We start from the raw sequence: 16,933 nt of genomic DNA on the forward strand, positions 1-16,933 counted from the left end.
AGCCGGGGCACTCTGCCCAGCTTATCCGGCGGGGCGCCGCACTAAGCTGGAGCCATGACCTCTCCCGCTTCAGTGGTTCTCGTATTCCTCGACCCCTCCTTCCCGGACGGCCGGCTGGCCGATGCGTCCAAGCCGCAGTTGTTGGTGACGGACCAAGGCGCCACCCGGGGCGACGGGATCTTCGAGACCATGCTTGCAGTTGACGGCAGCGTGCGGAAAATCCAGGCGCATCTGGACCGCCTGGCCGGTTCGGCAAACGCGCTGGACCTCGCCATTCCCAGTGAGGAGGAGTGGCGCCGTGCCATAGCCACCGCCGTGACCGAACACCGCTCCCAGCATCCCCCCGTTTCCGTGTCTGCCAACGAGCTGGTGGTCAAGCTCGTGGTGACCCGCGGTGTGGAGGGCGCTTCAGCCCCCACCTCCTGGGTCCAGGTTTCTCCTGTCGGGGCCGCCGGACGCCGCCAGCGCGAGGCCGGCATCGATGTCATCCTCCTGGACCGCGGCTACGACAGCGACGTGGCCGAGCGCGCCCCGTGGCTGCTGCTGGGCGCAAAGACGCTTTCCTACGCCGTTAACATGGCCGCCTTGCGGCACGCGCACAAGCAGGGTGCGGACGACGTCATCTTCATCTCCTCCGACGGCCGCGTCCTGGAAGGCCCGACGTCCACCGTCCTGATGGCACATGTCGAAACGTCCGACGGCGGCGCTTCAGTCAAGCGCCTGGTCACGCCGCAGCTGGACAGCGGCATCCTGGCAGGCACCTCCCAGGGTGCATTGTTCGCTGCGGCCAAAGCCGCCGGCTGGGAACTGGGGTACGGCCCGCTGGAGCCCCAGGACCTGCTGGATGCCGACGCGGTCTGGCTGATTTCGAGCGTGCGGATGCTTGCACCGGTGAACCGCATTGACGGCAAAGAGGTGGGCATGCCCTCGGTGCAGAAGGAGCTGACCGCGGAGTTGAATGAGTTGTTCGCCGGTATCGAGTAGCATTTTTCACCTCCCGGGCCATGTTCCCCGCGCGGCAGGAGCCGTAGGGTATGGTTCATGACTTCTGACGGACAGAGAACCGAGCAACTGACGTTTGATGAGTGCTGGGACCTCCTGGAGGGTGACACCCTGGGCCGCCTTGCCCTGGTGGTGGACGGCCATCCCGAAATCTTCCCGGTCAACTATGTGGTGCACCGCAGGAGCATCGTCTTCCGGACCGCCGGTGTCACCAAGCTGTGGAATGCCAAGTCCGAACGGCCGGCGGCACTTGAAATCGACGGCTATGACCCACACGCCGAAGAGGCCTGGAGCGTGGTGGTTCGCGGGGACACCGGGATCATCGAGGGCCAGTCGGACAAGGATGCCGTGGACGGGCTGGGCCTGGAACCCTGGCAGCCGGGTGACAAAGCCCACTACATCAGGTTGTCGGCACGGGCGATGACCGGCCGCCGCTTCAAGGTCAACTCGCCGGACATCTGGAATACCCGCACTGCTGACCGCCGGCGGGCATCCTTCGAGTAGCCGCCCGCGGCACTCCTTCCCCTATACCGGGGTAGCCTGCGGTGCCGGAGCCAGTTGCGCTTCCAGACCGGTCAGGAGGATCGATAGGCCTTGGTCCAGTTCGCGCCCGCCATCATAGTCGGCGAGCGCAGGAGCCAGGGCACGGAGCCGGGGAAACTCTTTCGATGGCAGCCGGTGCAGCCCCAGCCGGAGCAGCACCTCGTTCTCTTCCGGGTCCACGACGAATTCCTGCAGCTCATTCAAGATGTGGCCATAGAGGAATCCGTAGTAGGCCCGGTAGACGTGGAGGGCATCGGCAGGGCTGAACCCGGCGCCAATGAGCAGGGAAAGGATCTGCTCTAGGGGGCGCAGGGTGCCCAGGGGCCTCAACCCCAGTGGCGTGGAAAGTGGCCTGGTCACCAACAGCGGCACGACATTTGGGTGCAGCAGCGCCAGCCGCCGCAGGTTGTGCGCGATATGCCGGAGCTGGGATTTCCAGTCGGGGTCCTCGGGGTGGATGGGCAGCTCGTTGAGCACCAGCTCCGAGACGCCATCCAGTAGTGCCGCCCGGTTCTCCGCATAGCGGTACAGGCTCATGGGATCCCGCTCCAGCTCCTGCCCCAGGCGCCGCATGGTAAGCGCCTCAAGACCTTCCGCGTCCACTACTTCCAGAGCTTTGGTGAGCACCACGTCACGGCTCAGCTTGGCTTTGCGGTCGGGGCCTTTGGTGCCTGGGCTTTTGGGCGAGGACATCGGTTTTCCAATCTGGAGCTGGCAGCAAGCCCTGCCCAGAGGTAATTCCAGACGCTTGCCGTATTGGTAGTCTACGGCTAAAGTCTACATTGTAGATGAGGTGTTAACGCCGCCTTGAATACATCTATTCGCCCAGGAACCGATCAAAACACCACGGCCTTGTGCACGGCTGGGATGTTAACGCTGCTGTAGCCGAACGGCGGCAACCACGCACGTAGCGAAGGGACGCCGTCATGGCACATTCGCAGTTCGACATTTTCCTCCAGGAAGCCACCCAGCTGGACCGGGCCTATGACCACAGCCTCGACGATGACCGCCTTTACGGGCTGTACACCAGCTGGTGCTTTATCAACCAGCAGGCGCCGGGCCGGGAGTCCGCCTTTTGGGACGCCATGAAGCATCGGATCACCCCGGGCCGCAACGGCCTGAGAATGAAGGGGCCGGCCGCCGCCGACTACATCCTGTCGAGTTACCCCGGGCTCGTCTAAAAGCCGGGAACTGAGAAAAGGCGTGTACCGCAGCCCACCAGGGCCGCGGTACACGCCTTTTGCTATTTGCCTCCGGGGGCCGGGTAAGCGGCGTCCACCTCCACCTCGACGAGCCAGCCGTTCACCGGCAGGTTCTCGATCTCGAGGGCAAATCGTGACGGCCGGGCAGGATTGGTGACGAACGGTTCGGCGGGCGCAGCCGAGCCCAAGGGAACCTTGACAGCGGAACCGTCGGACAGGCTGGTGTTGGCGAAGTACTGCCGGTAGGCACGGTTCCAGCCGTCGAAGTCGGCCTTCTCCGCACCGGCGGGGTTCTGAAGGAACACGCGCATGGTGATGACGTCGTCGTAATCCAATCCCGCCTGGGCCAGGTTCTCACCGATCCTGCGGAGGACGTTGATTCCCTGCGCCTCGGTGATGGTGACACCCGGCGGCAGGACCCCGCCGGGAAAGACTGACGTGTCTATGTAGCGCTGCTCACTTCCTGCAGTGGCAGCGGCATTGAGCGCGGAGGGTCCCAGGCCGCTGGTCTTGTAGATGGGGGTGTTCGCACCGATGGCCACCCCGCTGGCAATCATTGGATTGTCCTGTCCCGCCGGCAGGTTGGAAACCGTGGTGCCGGGCTTGGGATCGGTGAGGTCCTTGAAGACTGCCGGTGCGGCGAAGGCTGCGGTAGCGGTGAGGCTGATACCGGCAATTCCGGCGGCGATGAGGGAGAGTCTGCGACGGAGCATGGGCTTCTTTCGGCTCTTGGCTTGGGTGATGGCGGGAGCGGTGACGGGGTTCATCCGGCCACCATTGCTGCCGCTTTGGTGTGCAGGGCGGTGACGGCCGCCCGGGCGGAGGTCATGGCGCCGTGCTGCCAGGCGATGGCGTGGCTCAGGTGGTCGCCGGCGAAGTAGATGTTGCCGGAAGGTTCCAGCAGCTTGGCGTACTTGGCGTCCGTCTGGGACGGCCAGCCCACCCAGGCTCCTTCGGAAAAGGCGGTGGTCCCCCAGTCAACCGAGAACGACGCCGCTACGTCCTTGCGGTAAACGTCGCCGTGGATCCTGGCACCCTGGTCAAGGGCACGGCTCAGGCGCTTCTCCGGGCTGAGTTCCTTGTACACGCGGGCGCTGGCGCCGGTGTTGTAGTACCCGACCATGGTGCCGCGCTGCCCGTGGAAGCCGGTGGACGGGTACCACATGTTGCCCAGATCGATATTGGTGTTGGTGATGCCGCCGAAGATGCGATGGTCTTCCTCCCACCAGCGGCGGGAGTATTCGATGCCGATCTTGCCGGCGTCCGTGGGGCTGGCGAATTTGAGGGCGTCCAGCACGTCCGTCGGAAGGTTGCCCGGAATCTTGGCGGCGATGTGCGGCGGCAGGGTGCAGACGGCAAAGTCCGCTTCGATCTTTTTGGCCTGGCCGCCCGGGTTGGTGTACTCCACCGCTACGCCGGCGGCGGTGTTGTTCATGGACAGGACCTGGGCCCCGTAAACGAACTTGTCCTTGCCAATGGCGGCTTCGAACGCATACGGGATGCGGTCCATGCCGCCCACGGGCTGGAACATCATCATGGCCTGGTCCCAGCCGAATTCGAAGGAGAAGTAGTTGCCGACGCCACTGGCAAAAACATCCGAAAGGGCATCCGGCGCCAGGGGTGTTCCCGCTTCCAGCCCGGCGCCCGGTGCCACCGAGTAGCCCTTGCGGCCCGTGCCGGTGTACTTGAAGCTTGCCGCCGCGTCACCGGGAACTTTCGCACCGATGGCCCCGAAGTTCCGCAGGAAGGTGATCAGGTTCTCCTTGTCCGCTGCGGTCATGTAGCTGTCCAGGGCACCCTGGTCCGTGGCTTTGGCGAGGAGTTCTGAAACATAACCGTAGACGTCCGCTTTCGCGGCACGGTGGCGGACAGGCGTGTTGGAAAGCTTGGTGTTGCCCTCCCGGAACAGATAACCGTCAGCGTTCTGGTTGGTGAACGGCTCAATCGCCACCCCCAGTTCCTTGCAGTAGTCCAGGGTGATGTGGTGCTGGGGAATGCGGCCGGGGCCGGCATTCATGTACTGGTCCTTCGAGAATGCGGCGCGCTGGGTAACTCCGCGGAGGTCTGTTTCCTCCGTACCGCCACGAACAGTCCAGTTACGTCCGCCGGGGCGCATCCGGGCCTCAAGGATAGTGACTTTGTAACCGGCCTTACCCAGCTCATAAGCCGTGGTCAGTCCTGCTATGCCGCCACCCAAAATGACCACGCTCTTACCCTTGCCCTGCAGGTCGTTTGCCCGGGGGCAGCGTAGGCAGGGGCAGCGGTATCTGGAGCCAGGCCCATCGCCGCCATGGTCTCGTACATCACCCCGGCTCCCCCCACCATGCCCACGTAGCGGAGGAAGTTCCTGCGAGTCGCATCTGTCATTTTTTCCCTTTCACCGGAGTGTTACGAGGTGAGCGTATGGGGGAATTGTTTCGTCAAATGCTGTGACAATGTCGGTGTTATGGCGTTCAGATTTCAGCGAAGTAAACGCTTCCCGCCGGTCGCAGGCAACTCCAGCTGATGCCCTACGTGGGAATGATGCGGAAGAGGAATTTGGTCCGCACCATGACCCAGAGGAGCCCCAGCACCACGGCGTAGGCGGCAGTGTTGAGCAGCACGTTCTCCTGCTGCAGCGCCGGAATGTTGGCCACCACGGCAATCAGGACCACGTGCATGATGAACACGTAGAGGGTGGCGCGGCCCAGGGGGATCAGGAACCAGCCCAGGGCCCGCTGCACCGGCTTCCAGTACGCGGTAAGGAAGGCATACGCAGCCACCACCAGGACCAGGACATTGAGCAGCCGGCCCGGTGCCAGATACGTGCGGCCAAAGAAAAGGTCGTACATGTTCCGGTACGCCGCATCCGGAACAATCGCGAGCCGCAGATCGAAGCCGTTGGCCAGGTAGGGGTTGCCCCAGGACAAGAAAGCGAAGACGAACGCGGCCACTGTGCACGCGGCCACCACCCAGGCATGGCCGGCCAGCCATGCAACGACGCGGTGCCGGTGGTACCCCGCCACGAGGCCGATGACGAACAGGACCTGCCACACGAGCAGCGGGAACGAGTCCTCGAACTGCGACGGCAGGATCCGGACCCGCGTTGCCGCTCCCACGCCGTAAACCACCAAAGTGCCGGCCAGCACCCACGTTGCCTTGCCGCGGTTAAGGGCAGCCAGGAGCAGCGGGCTGGCAAGGAGCAGCACCACGTAAAGCCCCATCACGTTGAATTGCCAGGGTCCGAACTGCAGCAGCAGGATGGCAGGAAGCACCTGCGGCGGCACAGGGAACTGGAACAGGGACTCCATCCCCGCATACAGGTCATAGGTACGGCCGGCGCCGTCGTGCCCTGCCCCGCCCGTCCCCTGGTCCACGAAGGTGGTGAGGGCATCGGTCCGGAATATTGGCAGCAAGGACATCAGGAAGACGCCAATAAGCACTATCAGGGCCGTCAGGTAGAGCTTGCCCGCCCGCCGGGAGGTAAGGTCGACCACCTTTCCGAAGTCATCCTTCGCTCTGGGCCCGTACACCATGCCGACTACCAGGCCGGAGAAAAGAACGAACAGCTCGGCGCCCGAAACGAAGCCCACCGCTTCCTGCGTGAGCAGCTGGAACAGCGAGGTCATGCCCAAGTGGTTGACCACAACGAACACGATGGCCAGGCCGCGGAGCATGTCCACGCGTGAGTCCCTGCTGGAAGGATCCCTGTACTGCCAGGCTGTCGCAGCATTGACCCTGCCGGGGATCTGCCACAGGGCAACCAGGAGGATAAGAAGCGCCGCCCCTACTGTCCAGGCGGCGGCTCCGGTGAGGGTGTTGGCACGGACGTACCCGGTGCCTGTGCTGACTTCCGTGACCGGCCCTGTGACGATGGGGGACGATTCCAGCCTGCCGACGGCTGCCTGGGCAATGGCGGGGTTTCCGCTGAGCAGCCAGTCGATGCTCGCCACCCCGGTGTCCCTGGTGCTTGTGCGCTCATCCCACACCACAGCCCCTGTCATCCGGAATTCAGCGGCAGTGGCGGTCCCAACCACCTGGTCCCACCAGGCCACCTTGACGTCGGATTCCGATGCGCCGCCGGAGGCCGGGCTGTAGAAAGCGGCGGTCTGCAGGAGGAAAGGCTTGTCAGGTCCGCCGGAATAGGTGGCGTAAAAGTTTTCACCCCCGGAGCCCGTGAGCATCTCCCGCAGTTCGCCCGCACGGGGGACGGTATTGACGGCAGCACCGCCGGCGGTGTCGTCGTGGAAGGCAGTAAGCCCCACCCAATCGACCGCTTCATCCCCTGGATAGTAGGGTTCGTAGGCCGCGTCCGACCCGTTCCAGGCGCCGTCGCCGTTGGTATCGAGCAGGGCGAAACCGTCGCTTCCCGGGGCGGGTGCGTTCCGGTTCCGGTCGAAGGGATAGTCCTTGCCCAAATAGGGCTGCCACACCATAAGCGTCCGGCCGCCGCCTCCGGCCTCCCGGAAGGCGGCAGTGACCGTCTGGAAGGCAGAGCGGTAAGTGGCTGGTTGCTGTCCCCACTCCACCCAGCTTGCATTCATGTCCGGAGCAAACCGGATCAACAGCTGTCCCTTAAAGCTGGATGCAAGCTCCAACACCCTTTCGGCGAAGGACTTCGCAGCCGCGGCGTCGACCTGGTCCAGCGGCACCGTTGGCTTCACGGTGAGCATCGCGTGGGCACCCTGCAGCGAGGACTGTTCCAGGAAGCCCTCGATATCGTTTTGCTCGGATGAGCGGTACGGAAAGGCTATGTCGTGGCCAAAAACAGCCGGCGAGGCACCCAGCCGCTCGGCGAAACCGGCAGCGGTGTCCTCGCCCCATTCCAGAAGGGCGCCCAGCAGGGGCTTTCCCTCTTCCGGAAAGCTCCTCGCGGCCTGGGCCGACCCCGCGGGCAGCACCACAGCCACGAGGGCAATCAGCAGTGTGGCAAGGACAGCCCCAGCCACGCGCAGCCGGGGTACTTGAGACGGACCCGTACGGTGTTGTGGCGTGGCAGTTCGCGTGCTGATGGGGACCCCCAGGTGATGGTTCCAATGATGAGGCAATGCCCCTAGGAAACTTTATCCGGCGGTCCGTCCGTGAAAGGGCAAGAAAAGCGTGCCCACCTGCGGTGATGCCGCCGTCGTCCGTTCCTCTTGCCCCGCAAAAATCACCGCCTGCTGCACCGCGCCCGGTTCAGTTACGGAACATGACGACGGCGGCGGTGCTGCCCCGCGCGCCAAGTGTTACGTTTTTGGGGAGTAATGAGTACCGGCGCCAAGCCCTGACTGGCCGGTCGGCAACCCTCCTTTCGCGGCGGGGTGCCTCAGGTGAATACTCGGCATATCGACCGATTCGAGTTGCAAGCGTGAGAGAAGGAGATCCGTCGTGTCTGACGCACCTGCCCCTGAAGAGAGACTGTCGTACCGGCTTGTTACCGGTCCGGATGACAGGTCTTTCTGTGAACGGATTTCCGATGCCCTGGCCGAGGGCTACGTGCTGCACGGGAGCCCGGCGGCAACGTTCAACGGCAGCAGCGTCATCGTTGCCCAGGCCCTGGTCCTGCCCGCGGCCATCGCTTCAGCCGATGCCGCCGTGGCCACAGCGGTGGATAGCCTCGAAACCGCTGGCGAAGACCTCGAGTTCGACGGCGAGGGCCACGCATGAGCTACGCAGGAGACCTGACGCCCCAGGAGGCATGGGAAAAGTTGCAGCAGGGAGCCATCCTGGTGGATGTGCGCACTGAGGGCGAATGGGCCCATATCGGCATTCCCGACACCAAGGCCACCGACAATGATCCGCTGTTCATCCAGTGGACGTTTCCGGGAGGCATTCCCAACCCCGATTTCATCAGCCACCTGAGCCAGCAGGCTCCGGAGGATCCGGCCACCGAACTGGTATTCCTGTGCCGCTCGGGGCAGCGTTCCATCGCGGCCGCCATTGCCGCCACCCAGGCCGGCTTCACCTCCTACAACGTGCTGGAGGGCTTTGAGGGCGAGCCGGACCGTTACGGCGAACGCACCGTGAACGGCTGGAAGAACCGCGGCCTGCCCACCAACCTCGGAAAGAACTAAGTGACCTTCAACGAAGACGCCGCCGGCTGGAGCCCCGACACCCAGGCCGTCCGCGGCGGACTGGACCGCACCAACTTCCAGGAAACAAGCGAGGCGGTATTCCTGAACTCGGGGTTCGTCTACGAGTCCGCAGCCGCTGCCGAGCGTGCCTTCACCGGGGAGGACGAGCGATTTGTGTACTCCCGCTACGGCAACCCCTCTGTAGCCACCTTCCAGGAGCGGCTGCGACTCCTCGAGGGAACCGAGGCGTGCTTTGCGACGGCGTCCGGCATGTCCGCCGTGTTTACCGCCCTGGGTGCGTTGCTGGCTGCCGGTGACCGCGTGGTGGCCGCCCGCTCGCTGTTCGGCTCCTGCTTTGTGATCCTGAACGAGATCCTGCCGCGGTGGGGCGTGGAGACGGTATTCGTCGACGGCCCGGACCTGGACCAGTGGCGCGACGCCCTGTCCCAGCCCACCACTGCCGTCTTCTTTGAGTCGCCGTCCAACCCCATGCAGGAGATCGTCGACATCGCCGCGGTGAGCGAACTCGCGCACGCAGCAGGTGCCACCGTCGTCGTCGACAACGTCTTTGCGACTCCCCTGCTGCAGCGCTGCGGGCAGCTGGGGGCCGACGTTATCGTCTACTCCGGCACGAAGCACATCGACGGCCAGGGACGAGTCCTGGGTGGCGCCATCCTGGGCACCAAGGAATTTATCGAGGGGCCGGTCAAGCAGCTGATGCGCCACACCGGTCCGTCGTTGTCCGCCTTCAACGCCTGGGTGCTCACCAAGGGCCTCGAGACAATGGCCCTGCGCGTCAACCACTCTTCGGCGTCTGCCCTGCGGCTGGCTGAGTGGCTGGAGCAGCAGCCTGCCGTGAGCTGGGTAAAGTACCCGCTCCTGAAGTCCCACCCGCAGTACGGGCTGGCTGCCAAGCAAATGAGCGCCGGCGGTACGGTGCTCACGCTTGAGCTTGCTCCGTCCGGCGGCCGCTCCGGCAAGGAAGCCGCCTTTGCCCTGCTGGACGGGCTGCGCATCATCGACATCTCCAACAACCTTGGCGATTCCAAGTCCCTGATTACGCACCCTGCCACCACCACGCACCGCGCCATGGGGCCGGAAGGCCGTGCTGCAATCGGCCTGAGCGACGGCGTGGTGCGGCTTTCCGTGGGCCTGGAGGACGTGGACGACCTGATCGGCGACCTCGAACAGGCTCTGAAGCAGATCTAGAGTTGCCTGGCGCTGCGGCCAAGTTCCTCTCCGGCACCGGCGCCTGCGCTGGATATACGGGCGAGGGTTTCATCAGTTGTCTTCGATGGAGAGGTGGACGGCCACCTCGTCGCCTTCCCTGATCCCGGCTTTGTCCCTGATGGCCTTCTTCACGGGCAAGAGGTACGAAGCGGCTTTCTGGTCCGCGAACAGCGAGGTCTGCCAGGAGTGCCCTGCGATTTCCGCAGTCACTTTGACGGATCCGAATGCCTTGCTGGCGCCGGCGGTTAGTTCGTGGATATCGTCCGCGACGTCTGCCGGGAGGGTCAGGAAATGCCAGCCCGCTTCGCCCGGATATAGCCAAAGTTCAGCTTTGAAGGAGTAGGACGCCGTCACGCGCCGAGTATGGCACGCCTCCTGCCTGGGCGCCACCGGCTGTCGATTCTTTCCTGTCAAAGGCTTTTGTTGTGCTTTCCACCTCGCTGAAGGCAGCACCAGGCGAGCGGAAGAATTGATCCTGCTAGGACTGGCGGACGCGCAGCAACTCCGGGGACCCGTCGACAGCTGAAAGATGGCCGGAACCGCGCATCGTCACGTCCACCGCGTGCTTGACCACCGCACCAAAGCCCAGGTCTTCCGGGGCCAGGGCGGCCAAAGTCCGGTCGCGGATGCGGCGCTGTTCAGCTGCCCCTGTCCCTCGCGCAAGGATGTCCTCGACGCCCTGGCAAACCAGTGCAAGTTCACCCTGCTCCTGCAATACCGGGGCGAGGTAGTCCACCAGGGAATGCACTACATCGGCGGCCCGCGCGGGCCGGAACGTACCGAAGTCCAGGAGTTCCCCGCTGAGTCCACCGCTGCTGGCCTGCCAGGAAGCCATCCGCAAAAGTACGGTGGGCACCGGCGCGGGCTCAACCCCCTCGTGCCACTCACGGCTCGCAGTCTCCACCAGCGCCCTGACGAGAACGGCAAGAAGAGCTGCGTCCTCGGCCCGGAGGCAGACGTCTGCAACCCGGACCTCGACAGTGGGATGGTTCCGGGACAGGCGGGCGTCGAAGTAGATCATCCCTTCGTCCAGCATCACTCCACTGTCCAGAAGACGGGTGACCACCCTCCGGTAGGCGGAATATGTCCCGTAGATACCGGCGGGACCGGATGTGGGCCAGCGGTTCCACGCTTGGGTGCGGTAGCTTTCGAAGCCGGTCTGAAGCCCGTTCCAGAACGGCGAGTTCGCACTTAGGGCCGTGAGGACTGCCAGCTTGTCGCGGATCCGGTCCAGCACAGCCACGCCCTCGTCCGGTGACTCAATGAAGGTATGGACGTGGAAGCCGCAGGTCAGCTGTTCCTGAGCGGTCAGGCCAAAACGTTCCAGCATCCTTGCATAGCGTGGATCAGGGGTGGTGTGGCTGGCCAGGCCAAGGGGCGACGTGGCCAGCGCAGCAATCCGGGCATCATGTTTCCTGGCAGCCTTGTCAGCGAGCGCCCGTCCAGCCCGGATCTGGTCAAGCAGCACACCGTACTCCAGGCACGGCCGCGTCTGGGTCTCGATCTGTTCCAGCTTGAGTTCGGCACTCAGGCCCAACCCGTCGTCGTCGTAAGCGGTTTTGTCTTCGGTTGCCAGGTCCCGGGGGTCGTCCGGAGCGTCGTCGGCCGCCAACCGGCGGACGGACAGCAGGGCATCAGCGAGGGCAAGCGGCTCCCCGCTTTCCGGATCAACGATCAGGAGCTCTTCCTCAACGCCGAATGTTCGCATACTCACATTCTGCGGCAGCTGGAGGACTTTTGAAGGTCCTCAGAATTTCATGACGAAGCGTGAATGCTCAGTCCTGGAAGTACTCCACTTTGGCCCCGATAGCGTTCAGCCGCTCCGCCAGGTCCTCATAGCCGCGCTCAATGACGTAAATGTTCCGCAGCTCGGAGACCCCCCGGGCTGCCAGCATGGCAAGCAACAGGCAGGCTGCGGGACGCAGGGCCGGCGGACAGCCCACCTCCGCGGCGCGCCACTTGGTGGGCCCATTGACATAGATCCGGTGGGGATCCAGCAACTGAACCTGCGCACCCAGCCGGTTCAATTCCGTGAGGTAGATGGCGCGGTTTTCGTAAACCCAGTCGTGGATCATGGTTTGGCCGGTGGCATTGGCGGCAATGACTGCAAAGAAAGGCAGGTTGTCGATGTTCAGGCCCGGGAAGGGCATGGGGTGGATCTTGTCCTCCGGTGCGTGCAGCTCTGAAGGCTTAGTGGTCACGTCCACCAGCCGCGTCCGGCCGTTGCGTGCCATGTATTCGCCGGATATCTCCAGCTGCTGGCCCATTTGCCCCAGTGTGGCCAGCTCGATCTCCATAAACTCGATGGGGACGCGGCGGATGGTCACTTCGGAGTTGGTGACAATTCCGGCGGTGATGAGGCTCATTGCCTCGATGGGGTCCTCGGAGGGGAAGTATTCGATGTCGGCATCGATCATGGGGCGTCCGGTGATCTTCAAGGTGGTGGTGCCGACGCCGTCGATGCTCACGCCCAGCATCTGCAGGTAGAAGCAGAGGTCCTGCACCATGTAGTTCGGGCTGGCGTTGCGGATCACCGTTGTCCCCTCGCGGTGTGCCGCTGCCATGATGGCGTTTTCGGTGACAGTATCGCCGCGCTCGGTCAGGACGAAGGAACGGTCGCGGGTATCGGCCAAAGGAGCCTGAACGCTGTAGAAGCCGGCGGTGGCCTCCACTGCGAGTCCGAACTGGCGCAGCGCCTGCATATGCGGCTCCACGGTGCGCGTGCCGAGGTCGCAGCCACCCGCGTATGGGAGCTGGTACTCCGAGGATTCGTCCAGCAGCGGCCCCAGCAGCATGATGACGCTGCGCGTGCGGCGGGCCGCTTCCACGTCCATCGCCGCCAGGTCCAGGACGGCCGGCCTGCGCAGCTGGAGGTCGGTATCATTGAGCCAGGTGCACTCGACGCCGATGCTGCTGAGCACCTCGACAATCCGGTTAACTTCTTCGATGCGCGCAAGCCGGCGAAGAACGGTTGTCCCACGGTTGATGAGGCTTGCGCACAGCAGTGCGACGCCGGCGTTCTTGCTGCTGTTGACGTCCACGGCTCCGGACAGCGTATGCCCGCCCTCCACGCGAAGGTGCGTCATCTGCGGTTTGCCCACGTTGACGATGCTCCGGCCAAAGATGGTCTCGAGCCGCTGGATCATTTTCAGGCTCAGGTTCTGCTTGCCCTGCTCCATCCGCGCAATGGCGCTCTGGCTGGTTCCTAGTTCGGCGGCCAGCTGGCCCTGGGTCCAGCCTTTCTCGCCCCGGGCATCCCGGAGCATGGCGGCAACGTGTTCCGTGGTTTCCTGCGTCATGCCCAAAAATATATCATAAATGAGTTAGAGGTAGGCGAATTCGGTGCGGTCCGCATCAGGATGGAGAGCGTTTACCCACTACATGCGATAGAAATCGCCGCGAGCTGAATGTTGACCCTGCGCGCCGGCGCGGAGGACACTTTTATAAAACCTCTTTCCTCGACGACGACGGAGGCGCCAATGGGCTGGGTTCGAGGCACCCGAGCGGCAGCCACAGTGGCCGGCGTGCTGTTAGCCGTCCTGCTCCTGGTCTCCGCCCGGCCGGCCTCGGCAGCGCCATCGCCGGGAGAGGGGAATCAGTCAACACTGGGAACTGACGTCTCGTGGCCCCAGTGCAACAACAACCTTCCCACGGGCCAGGCCTTTGCAATCGTCGGCGTCAACAACGGGCTGGCCAACAACACCAATCCCTGCCTGAAGGAACAGCTTAAGTGGGCTGCCACGTCCTCCGGCCTGGCCACCCAGAAGTCACACTGACCCAGTTCGTGTCCGGGAAATTCGACTACAACCACTCCTGCGGCTGAGCCGGAGCTCTTGTGCCGCAGTTCCTGGCCGCAGCGTCCTGCATCAGCATCAGCATCAGCGTGACAGTCAGCTCCCCAGCCACACCATGTTCCAGGTGCCGGCCCATACGGCGGCAACAAAGGCTCCACCGGCCATCAGCACCCCGGCAGCCAGCACCCAAACGTCGAGCGCGCTGTACGTCGACTCGCGCGCCCACGTCCGCCGTCCGCCGCCAAACCCACGGGCCTCCATGGTGACAGCAAGCCTGGAAGCCCGCCGGATAGCCTGGACCAGCAGCCCAAAGCTCTGCCCCAGCGTCGCCTTCACCCGCTGCAGGGCATTACCGCGGGAACCGACGCCGCGGGCACGGCGGGCCATGCCAATGGTCTGCCACTCCTCCGCCATCAGCCCCACAAGCCGCATGGCGGCCAAGGTCCCCAGCACGAACCGGTGCGGAAGGCGCGCCTTCTGCGCGAGCGCATCGGCCAGGTCCGTAGGATCGGTGCAGCTCATCAGCAGGACCGCCGGCAACGCAATCGCCAGCCCCCGCAGCATGAACCCGACCCCCAGCTCCAGCGAGCCTTCACTCATGGTCCAGATGCCGACGTCGATAAGCGTCTTTCCGCTGTCCGCCGCCAGGATGGAGGTGCTCCAGCCACCCACGGCGGCGGCGATAATGAGCGGCCAGCCCCGCTGCCACAGCAGAGTCAGGGTGAGGCCTGCCAACGGGAACAGCAGGAACTCGAAGACCAGCGCCACCGACGCGGACACCCAGTCGATGGACAACGCCAGCACTGCGGTGACCAGGAAGACGGCGGCGAACTTGCTGAGCGGATTGGCGCGGGTCAGCAGGGCGTGGTTGCCGTGCAGGTTCAACTCCTGCCTCATGGTGCCACCGCCGCCGCAGCAACCATCCGCAGTTCAGTCCCGCCCAGGGCGGCAGTGAACTCGGCATCATGGGTTACGGACACCACGGCCGTGCCCGCATCCAGGAGCTCGGACAGGAACGATGCCAGCTCCGCCCACGTGTTGGCGTCCTGCCCGAAGGTCGGCTCGTCCAGGACCAGGACCTGGGGATGCGCTGCCAGGACCGTGGCTACGGAGAGCCGCCGTTTCTCGCCGCCCGAAAGCGTGTACGGGTTGGCGTCAACCAGTTCGGTGAGCCTGAGCCGCTCCAGCAGCTCGTCCACGCGTTCTTCGCCATGGCCAAGGTGCCGCGGGCCGAACAGCAGTTCGTCCAGTACTTTTCCCGTGACGAACTGGTGTTCCGGCTCCTGGAATACCGTGCCCACGCGCTCGATCAGCTGTTCAGCCTTCCACTGGTAAGGGTCGATCCCAGCTCCCCGGCTGAGCGCCAGCGTAGCGGAAACCTTGCCTGCAACGGGCTCCAGCAGCCCGGCCAGCGTCAGCGCGAGGGTCGATTTTCCCGCTCCATTCGGCCCGGTGACAGCCAGCGCCTGCCCGGCGCGGACCTGCGCGGAGATACCCTGCTGCACCGGCACCGGCGGCACCTTCCGAAAGCCTTTGCGGCGGGCACGTTCACGCGACACCGCCAGCTCCTCGGCAGCAAGCAGCAGGTCGCCAGTCCCGGGAGCCGAACCGGCAGCACGGAGGCGGGTCGGAGGGACGTAGCCGGGCACCCAGACCCCGGCCGCGATCAGCATGCTGCGGGCTTCGCTAAGGACCTGGTCCGGCGGCCCGTCCAGCAACACGGCGGAATCGGTCGAAGAGCCGGGCTGCAGCACCACAATCCGGTCCACCAGGTCCTTCCACACGGCCACCCGGTGCTCCACCACCACCAGGGTGGCGCCGGTCTTGTCCAGGCAGCGGCCCACGGCGTCGCGCACCTCCACCACCCCGGCAGGGTCCAGGTTGGCCGTCGGCTCGTCGAGGAGAATCAATCCCGGCCGCATGGCCAGGATGCCCGCGAGCGCAAGCCGCTGCTTCTGCCCGCCGGACAGCGCCGACGTCGGGTGGTCCGGCGGCAGGTGCGAAAGTCCGACGTCCTCCAGCGCTTCATGCACCCGTGCCCAGATGTCGCCACGGGGCACGGCGAGGCTCTCGGCGCCGAAGGCAACATCGTCACCCACGCGCGAGAGGACAACCTGGGTCTCCGGGTCCTGCTGCATCAACCCGGCCCGGCCGCGCTGGTCCCGGGGGGAGGCCCCGTCGATCAGCAGCGAACCGGACTCATCGGAATCGCCGGCCTCGCCGTCGTCGTCATTCGCATCCCCCAGCACCCCTGCCAGCGCGTGGAGGAGCGTGGACTTGCCGGCGCCGGAGGGTCCCAGCAGGAGCACGCGTTCACCCGGTTGAATGTCCAGGTCGAGGGCACGGACAGCAGGCTTGGACCGCCCGGCGTGCCGCCAGCCCCAGCCGCGGGCGGTGACTGCAGCCGGCCGCGCCGCCACCGCAGCGCCGGAAAGGGAAGGAGCAGTCATCAGGAAAAGACGGGCTCCGCTGCCGCCTTGCGTGACGCAAAGGAGCTCAGGACACCGGTCCTGGCCAGGCCGCGGGTGGCGATCCAGGACAAAGCCCCGGCAATCACGGCGCCGGAGATGGCGGTGAAGATGATGTATGCCAGCTTGTCCCCGCCGGAGTAGGCGATGTTCCAGCCCCAGGGCGCAAAGGAATCGTTCAGGCCGCAGAAAAGACCCGCAGCTGCGCCGGCGAGCAGTGATACCGGCAGGTTGAACTTCCGGTACACGAAGATCGCGAAGATGATCTCGGCGCCCAGACCCTGGACAAACCCGGAGAACAGCACGGAGGCACCGTACTGCGAGCCCATCAGCAGCTCACCCGTGGCGGCCACTGTTTCGCAGAACAGTGCCGCGCCCGGCTTGCGGATGATGAGCATGCCCAGCACCGCGGGGATCATCCAGCCGCCGGCCAGCAGGCCGGTGAGGGGCGGATAGACGGCGTTCATCGGTGCCGAGACTGCGGCTGCGCCCTGGGACCAGGCCCAGAAAATAACGCCGCCGGCGATGGCGATGAGGGCTGCCACCACGATGTCCACAACGCGCCAGGACTTGCTGGTGGTCTTCTTGATTGCTGTCGTTGCCATGTGATCCTCCTGAGGAACAGGAGGGGAAAGTGGATACAGCAACCGGCGCTGCCG

General features: G+C 64.8%; 18 protein-coding genes and 1 riboswitch. Of the genes, 7 read left to right on the plus strand and 11 right to left on the minus strand.

Annotated elements, in window-relative coordinates:
* The first annotated feature begins 54 nt into the window (after positions 1 to 54).
* Complete coding sequence (locus tag M1D93_RS18445) at positions 55 to 984, plus strand: aminodeoxychorismate lyase (protein WP_461172899.1); 930 nt, start codon at positions 55 to 57, stop codon at positions 982 to 984.
* 57 nt (positions 985 to 1,041) lie between these two features.
* Complete coding sequence (locus M1D93_RS18450) at positions 1,042 to 1,506, plus strand: pyridoxamine 5'-phosphate oxidase family protein (protein ID WP_461172900.1); 465 nt, start codon at positions 1,042 to 1,044, stop codon at positions 1,504 to 1,506.
* Between the two features lie 21 nt (positions 1,507 to 1,527).
* Here the strand turns inward: M1D93_RS18450 and M1D93_RS18455 are convergent, their stop codons facing one another.
* Positions 1,528 to 2,238 (minus strand): TetR/AcrR family transcriptional regulator C-terminal domain-containing protein, encoded by a 711-nt coding sequence (locus tag M1D93_RS18455; RefSeq protein ID WP_461172901.1) that lies wholly within the window; start codon positions 2,236 to 2,238, stop codon positions 1,528 to 1,530.
* A gap of 233 nt (positions 2,239 to 2,471) precedes the next feature.
* On the opposite strand from M1D93_RS18455, the gene M1D93_RS18460 reads away from it, so the two are divergent.
* A complete protein-coding gene (locus M1D93_RS18460; protein WP_461172902.1) occupies positions 2,472 to 2,726 on the plus strand; it encodes a hypothetical protein in 255 nt (84 codons plus the stop codon).
* A gap of 62 nt (positions 2,727 to 2,788) precedes the next feature.
* Here M1D93_RS18460 and M1D93_RS18465 read toward each other — a convergent pair whose 3' ends face one another.
* The 4 genes from M1D93_RS18465 to opgC all read right to left on the minus strand — a co-directional run bounded on the left by M1D93_RS18465 (position 2,789) and on the right by opgC (position 7,681).
* Positions 2,789 to 3,514: a Rid family hydrolase gene (locus tag M1D93_RS18465; protein ID WP_461172903.1), complete on the minus strand. Its 726-nt coding sequence runs from the start codon at positions 3,512 to 3,514 to the stop codon at positions 2,789 to 2,791.
* Positions 3,511 to 4,953, minus strand: a complete 1,443-nt coding sequence (locus M1D93_RS18470) for a flavin monoamine oxidase family protein (protein WP_461172904.1) — start codon at positions 4,951 to 4,953, stop codon at positions 3,511 to 3,513. The genes M1D93_RS18465 and M1D93_RS18470 overlap by 4 nt, the downstream gene beginning before the upstream one ends.
* Entirely contained in the window at positions 4,929 to 5,114 is a 186-nt protein-coding gene (locus M1D93_RS18475) for a twin-arginine translocation signal domain-containing protein (protein WP_461172905.1), read from the minus strand. The genes M1D93_RS18470 and M1D93_RS18475 overlap by 25 nt, the downstream gene beginning before the upstream one ends.
* 143 nt (positions 5,115 to 5,257) lie before the next feature.
* Complete coding sequence (opgC, locus tag M1D93_RS18480; protein WP_461175066.1) at positions 5,258 to 7,681, minus strand: OpgC domain-containing protein; 2,424 nt, start codon at positions 7,679 to 7,681, stop codon at positions 5,258 to 5,260.
* Between the two features lie 287 nt (positions 7,682 to 7,968).
* A riboswitch (SAM riboswitch) is annotated at positions 7,969 to 8,083 on the plus strand.
* 13 nt (positions 8,084 to 8,096) lie between these two features.
* Between opgC and M1D93_RS18485 the strand changes: the two genes are divergently transcribed.
* Genes M1D93_RS18485 through M1D93_RS18495 form a run of 3 tightly spaced genes read left to right on the plus strand, consistent with a single transcriptional unit; the run spans position 8,097 to position 9,991 of the window.
* On the plus strand, positions 8,097 to 8,375 hold the full coding sequence (locus M1D93_RS18485) for a DUF1737 domain-containing protein (protein WP_461172906.1): 279 nt from the start codon (positions 8,097 to 8,099) through the stop codon (positions 8,373 to 8,375).
* Positions 8,372 to 8,782 carry a rhodanese-like domain-containing protein gene (locus M1D93_RS18490; protein ID WP_461172907.1) on the plus strand — a complete coding sequence of 137 codons (411 nt, stop codon included), beginning with the start codon at positions 8,372 to 8,374 and terminating at the stop codon, positions 8,780 to 8,782. Before M1D93_RS18485 ends, M1D93_RS18490 begins: the two co-directional genes overlap by 4 nt.
* Complete coding sequence (locus M1D93_RS18495; protein ID WP_461172908.1) at positions 8,783 to 9,991, plus strand: O-succinylhomoserine sulfhydrylase; 1,209 nt, start codon at positions 8,783 to 8,785, stop codon at positions 9,989 to 9,991.
* Positions 9,992 to 10,063: 72 nt separating this feature from the next.
* On the opposite strand, the gene M1D93_RS18500 is transcribed toward M1D93_RS18495, so the two are convergent.
* The 3 genes from M1D93_RS18500 to M1D93_RS18510 all read right to left on the minus strand — a co-directional run bounded on the left by M1D93_RS18500 (position 10,064) and on the right by M1D93_RS18510 (position 13,311).
* Complete coding sequence (locus M1D93_RS18500) at positions 10,064 to 10,366, minus strand: DUF1905 domain-containing protein (RefSeq protein WP_461172909.1); 303 nt, start codon at positions 10,364 to 10,366, stop codon at positions 10,064 to 10,066.
* Between the two features lie 124 nt (positions 10,367 to 10,490).
* A complete protein-coding gene (locus M1D93_RS18505; RefSeq protein WP_461172910.1) occupies positions 10,491 to 11,720 on the minus strand; it encodes a glutamate--cysteine ligase 2 in 1,230 nt (409 codons plus the stop codon).
* Positions 11,721 to 11,787: 67 nt separating this feature from the next.
* Positions 11,788 to 13,311: a UDP-N-acetylglucosamine 1-carboxyvinyltransferase gene (locus M1D93_RS18510; RefSeq protein ID WP_461172911.1), complete on the minus strand. Its 1,524-nt coding sequence runs from the start codon at positions 13,309 to 13,311 to the stop codon at positions 11,788 to 11,790.
* A gap of 225 nt (positions 13,312 to 13,536) precedes the next feature.
* Between M1D93_RS18510 and M1D93_RS18515 the strand changes: the two genes are divergently transcribed.
* Entirely contained in the window at positions 13,537 to 13,788 is a 252-nt protein-coding gene (locus M1D93_RS18515) for a hypothetical protein (RefSeq protein WP_461172912.1), read from the plus strand.
* A gap of 114 nt (positions 13,789 to 13,902) precedes the next feature.
* On the opposite strand, the gene M1D93_RS18520 is transcribed toward M1D93_RS18515, so the two are convergent.
* From M1D93_RS18520 to M1D93_RS18530, 3 genes are read right to left on the minus strand one after another with little or no spacing between them, the layout of a single operon-like run.
* A complete protein-coding gene (locus M1D93_RS18520) occupies positions 13,903 to 14,703 on the minus strand; it encodes an energy-coupling factor transporter transmembrane component T family protein (RefSeq protein WP_461172913.1) in 801 nt (266 codons plus the stop codon).
* Positions 14,700 to 16,256 (minus strand): ABC transporter ATP-binding protein, encoded by a 1,557-nt coding sequence (locus tag M1D93_RS18525; RefSeq protein WP_461172914.1) that lies wholly within the window; start codon positions 16,254 to 16,256, stop codon positions 14,700 to 14,702. The genes M1D93_RS18520 and M1D93_RS18525 overlap by 4 nt, the downstream gene beginning before the upstream one ends.
* A complete protein-coding gene (locus M1D93_RS18530) occupies positions 16,256 to 16,879 on the minus strand; it encodes an ECF transporter S component (RefSeq protein ID WP_461172915.1) in 624 nt (207 codons plus the stop codon). Before M1D93_RS18530 ends, M1D93_RS18525 begins: the two co-directional genes overlap by 1 nt.
* Positions 16,880 to 16,933: the final 54 nt, after the last annotated feature.

This window comes from Arthrobacter sp. Z1-9 (genome assembly GCF_054792695.1).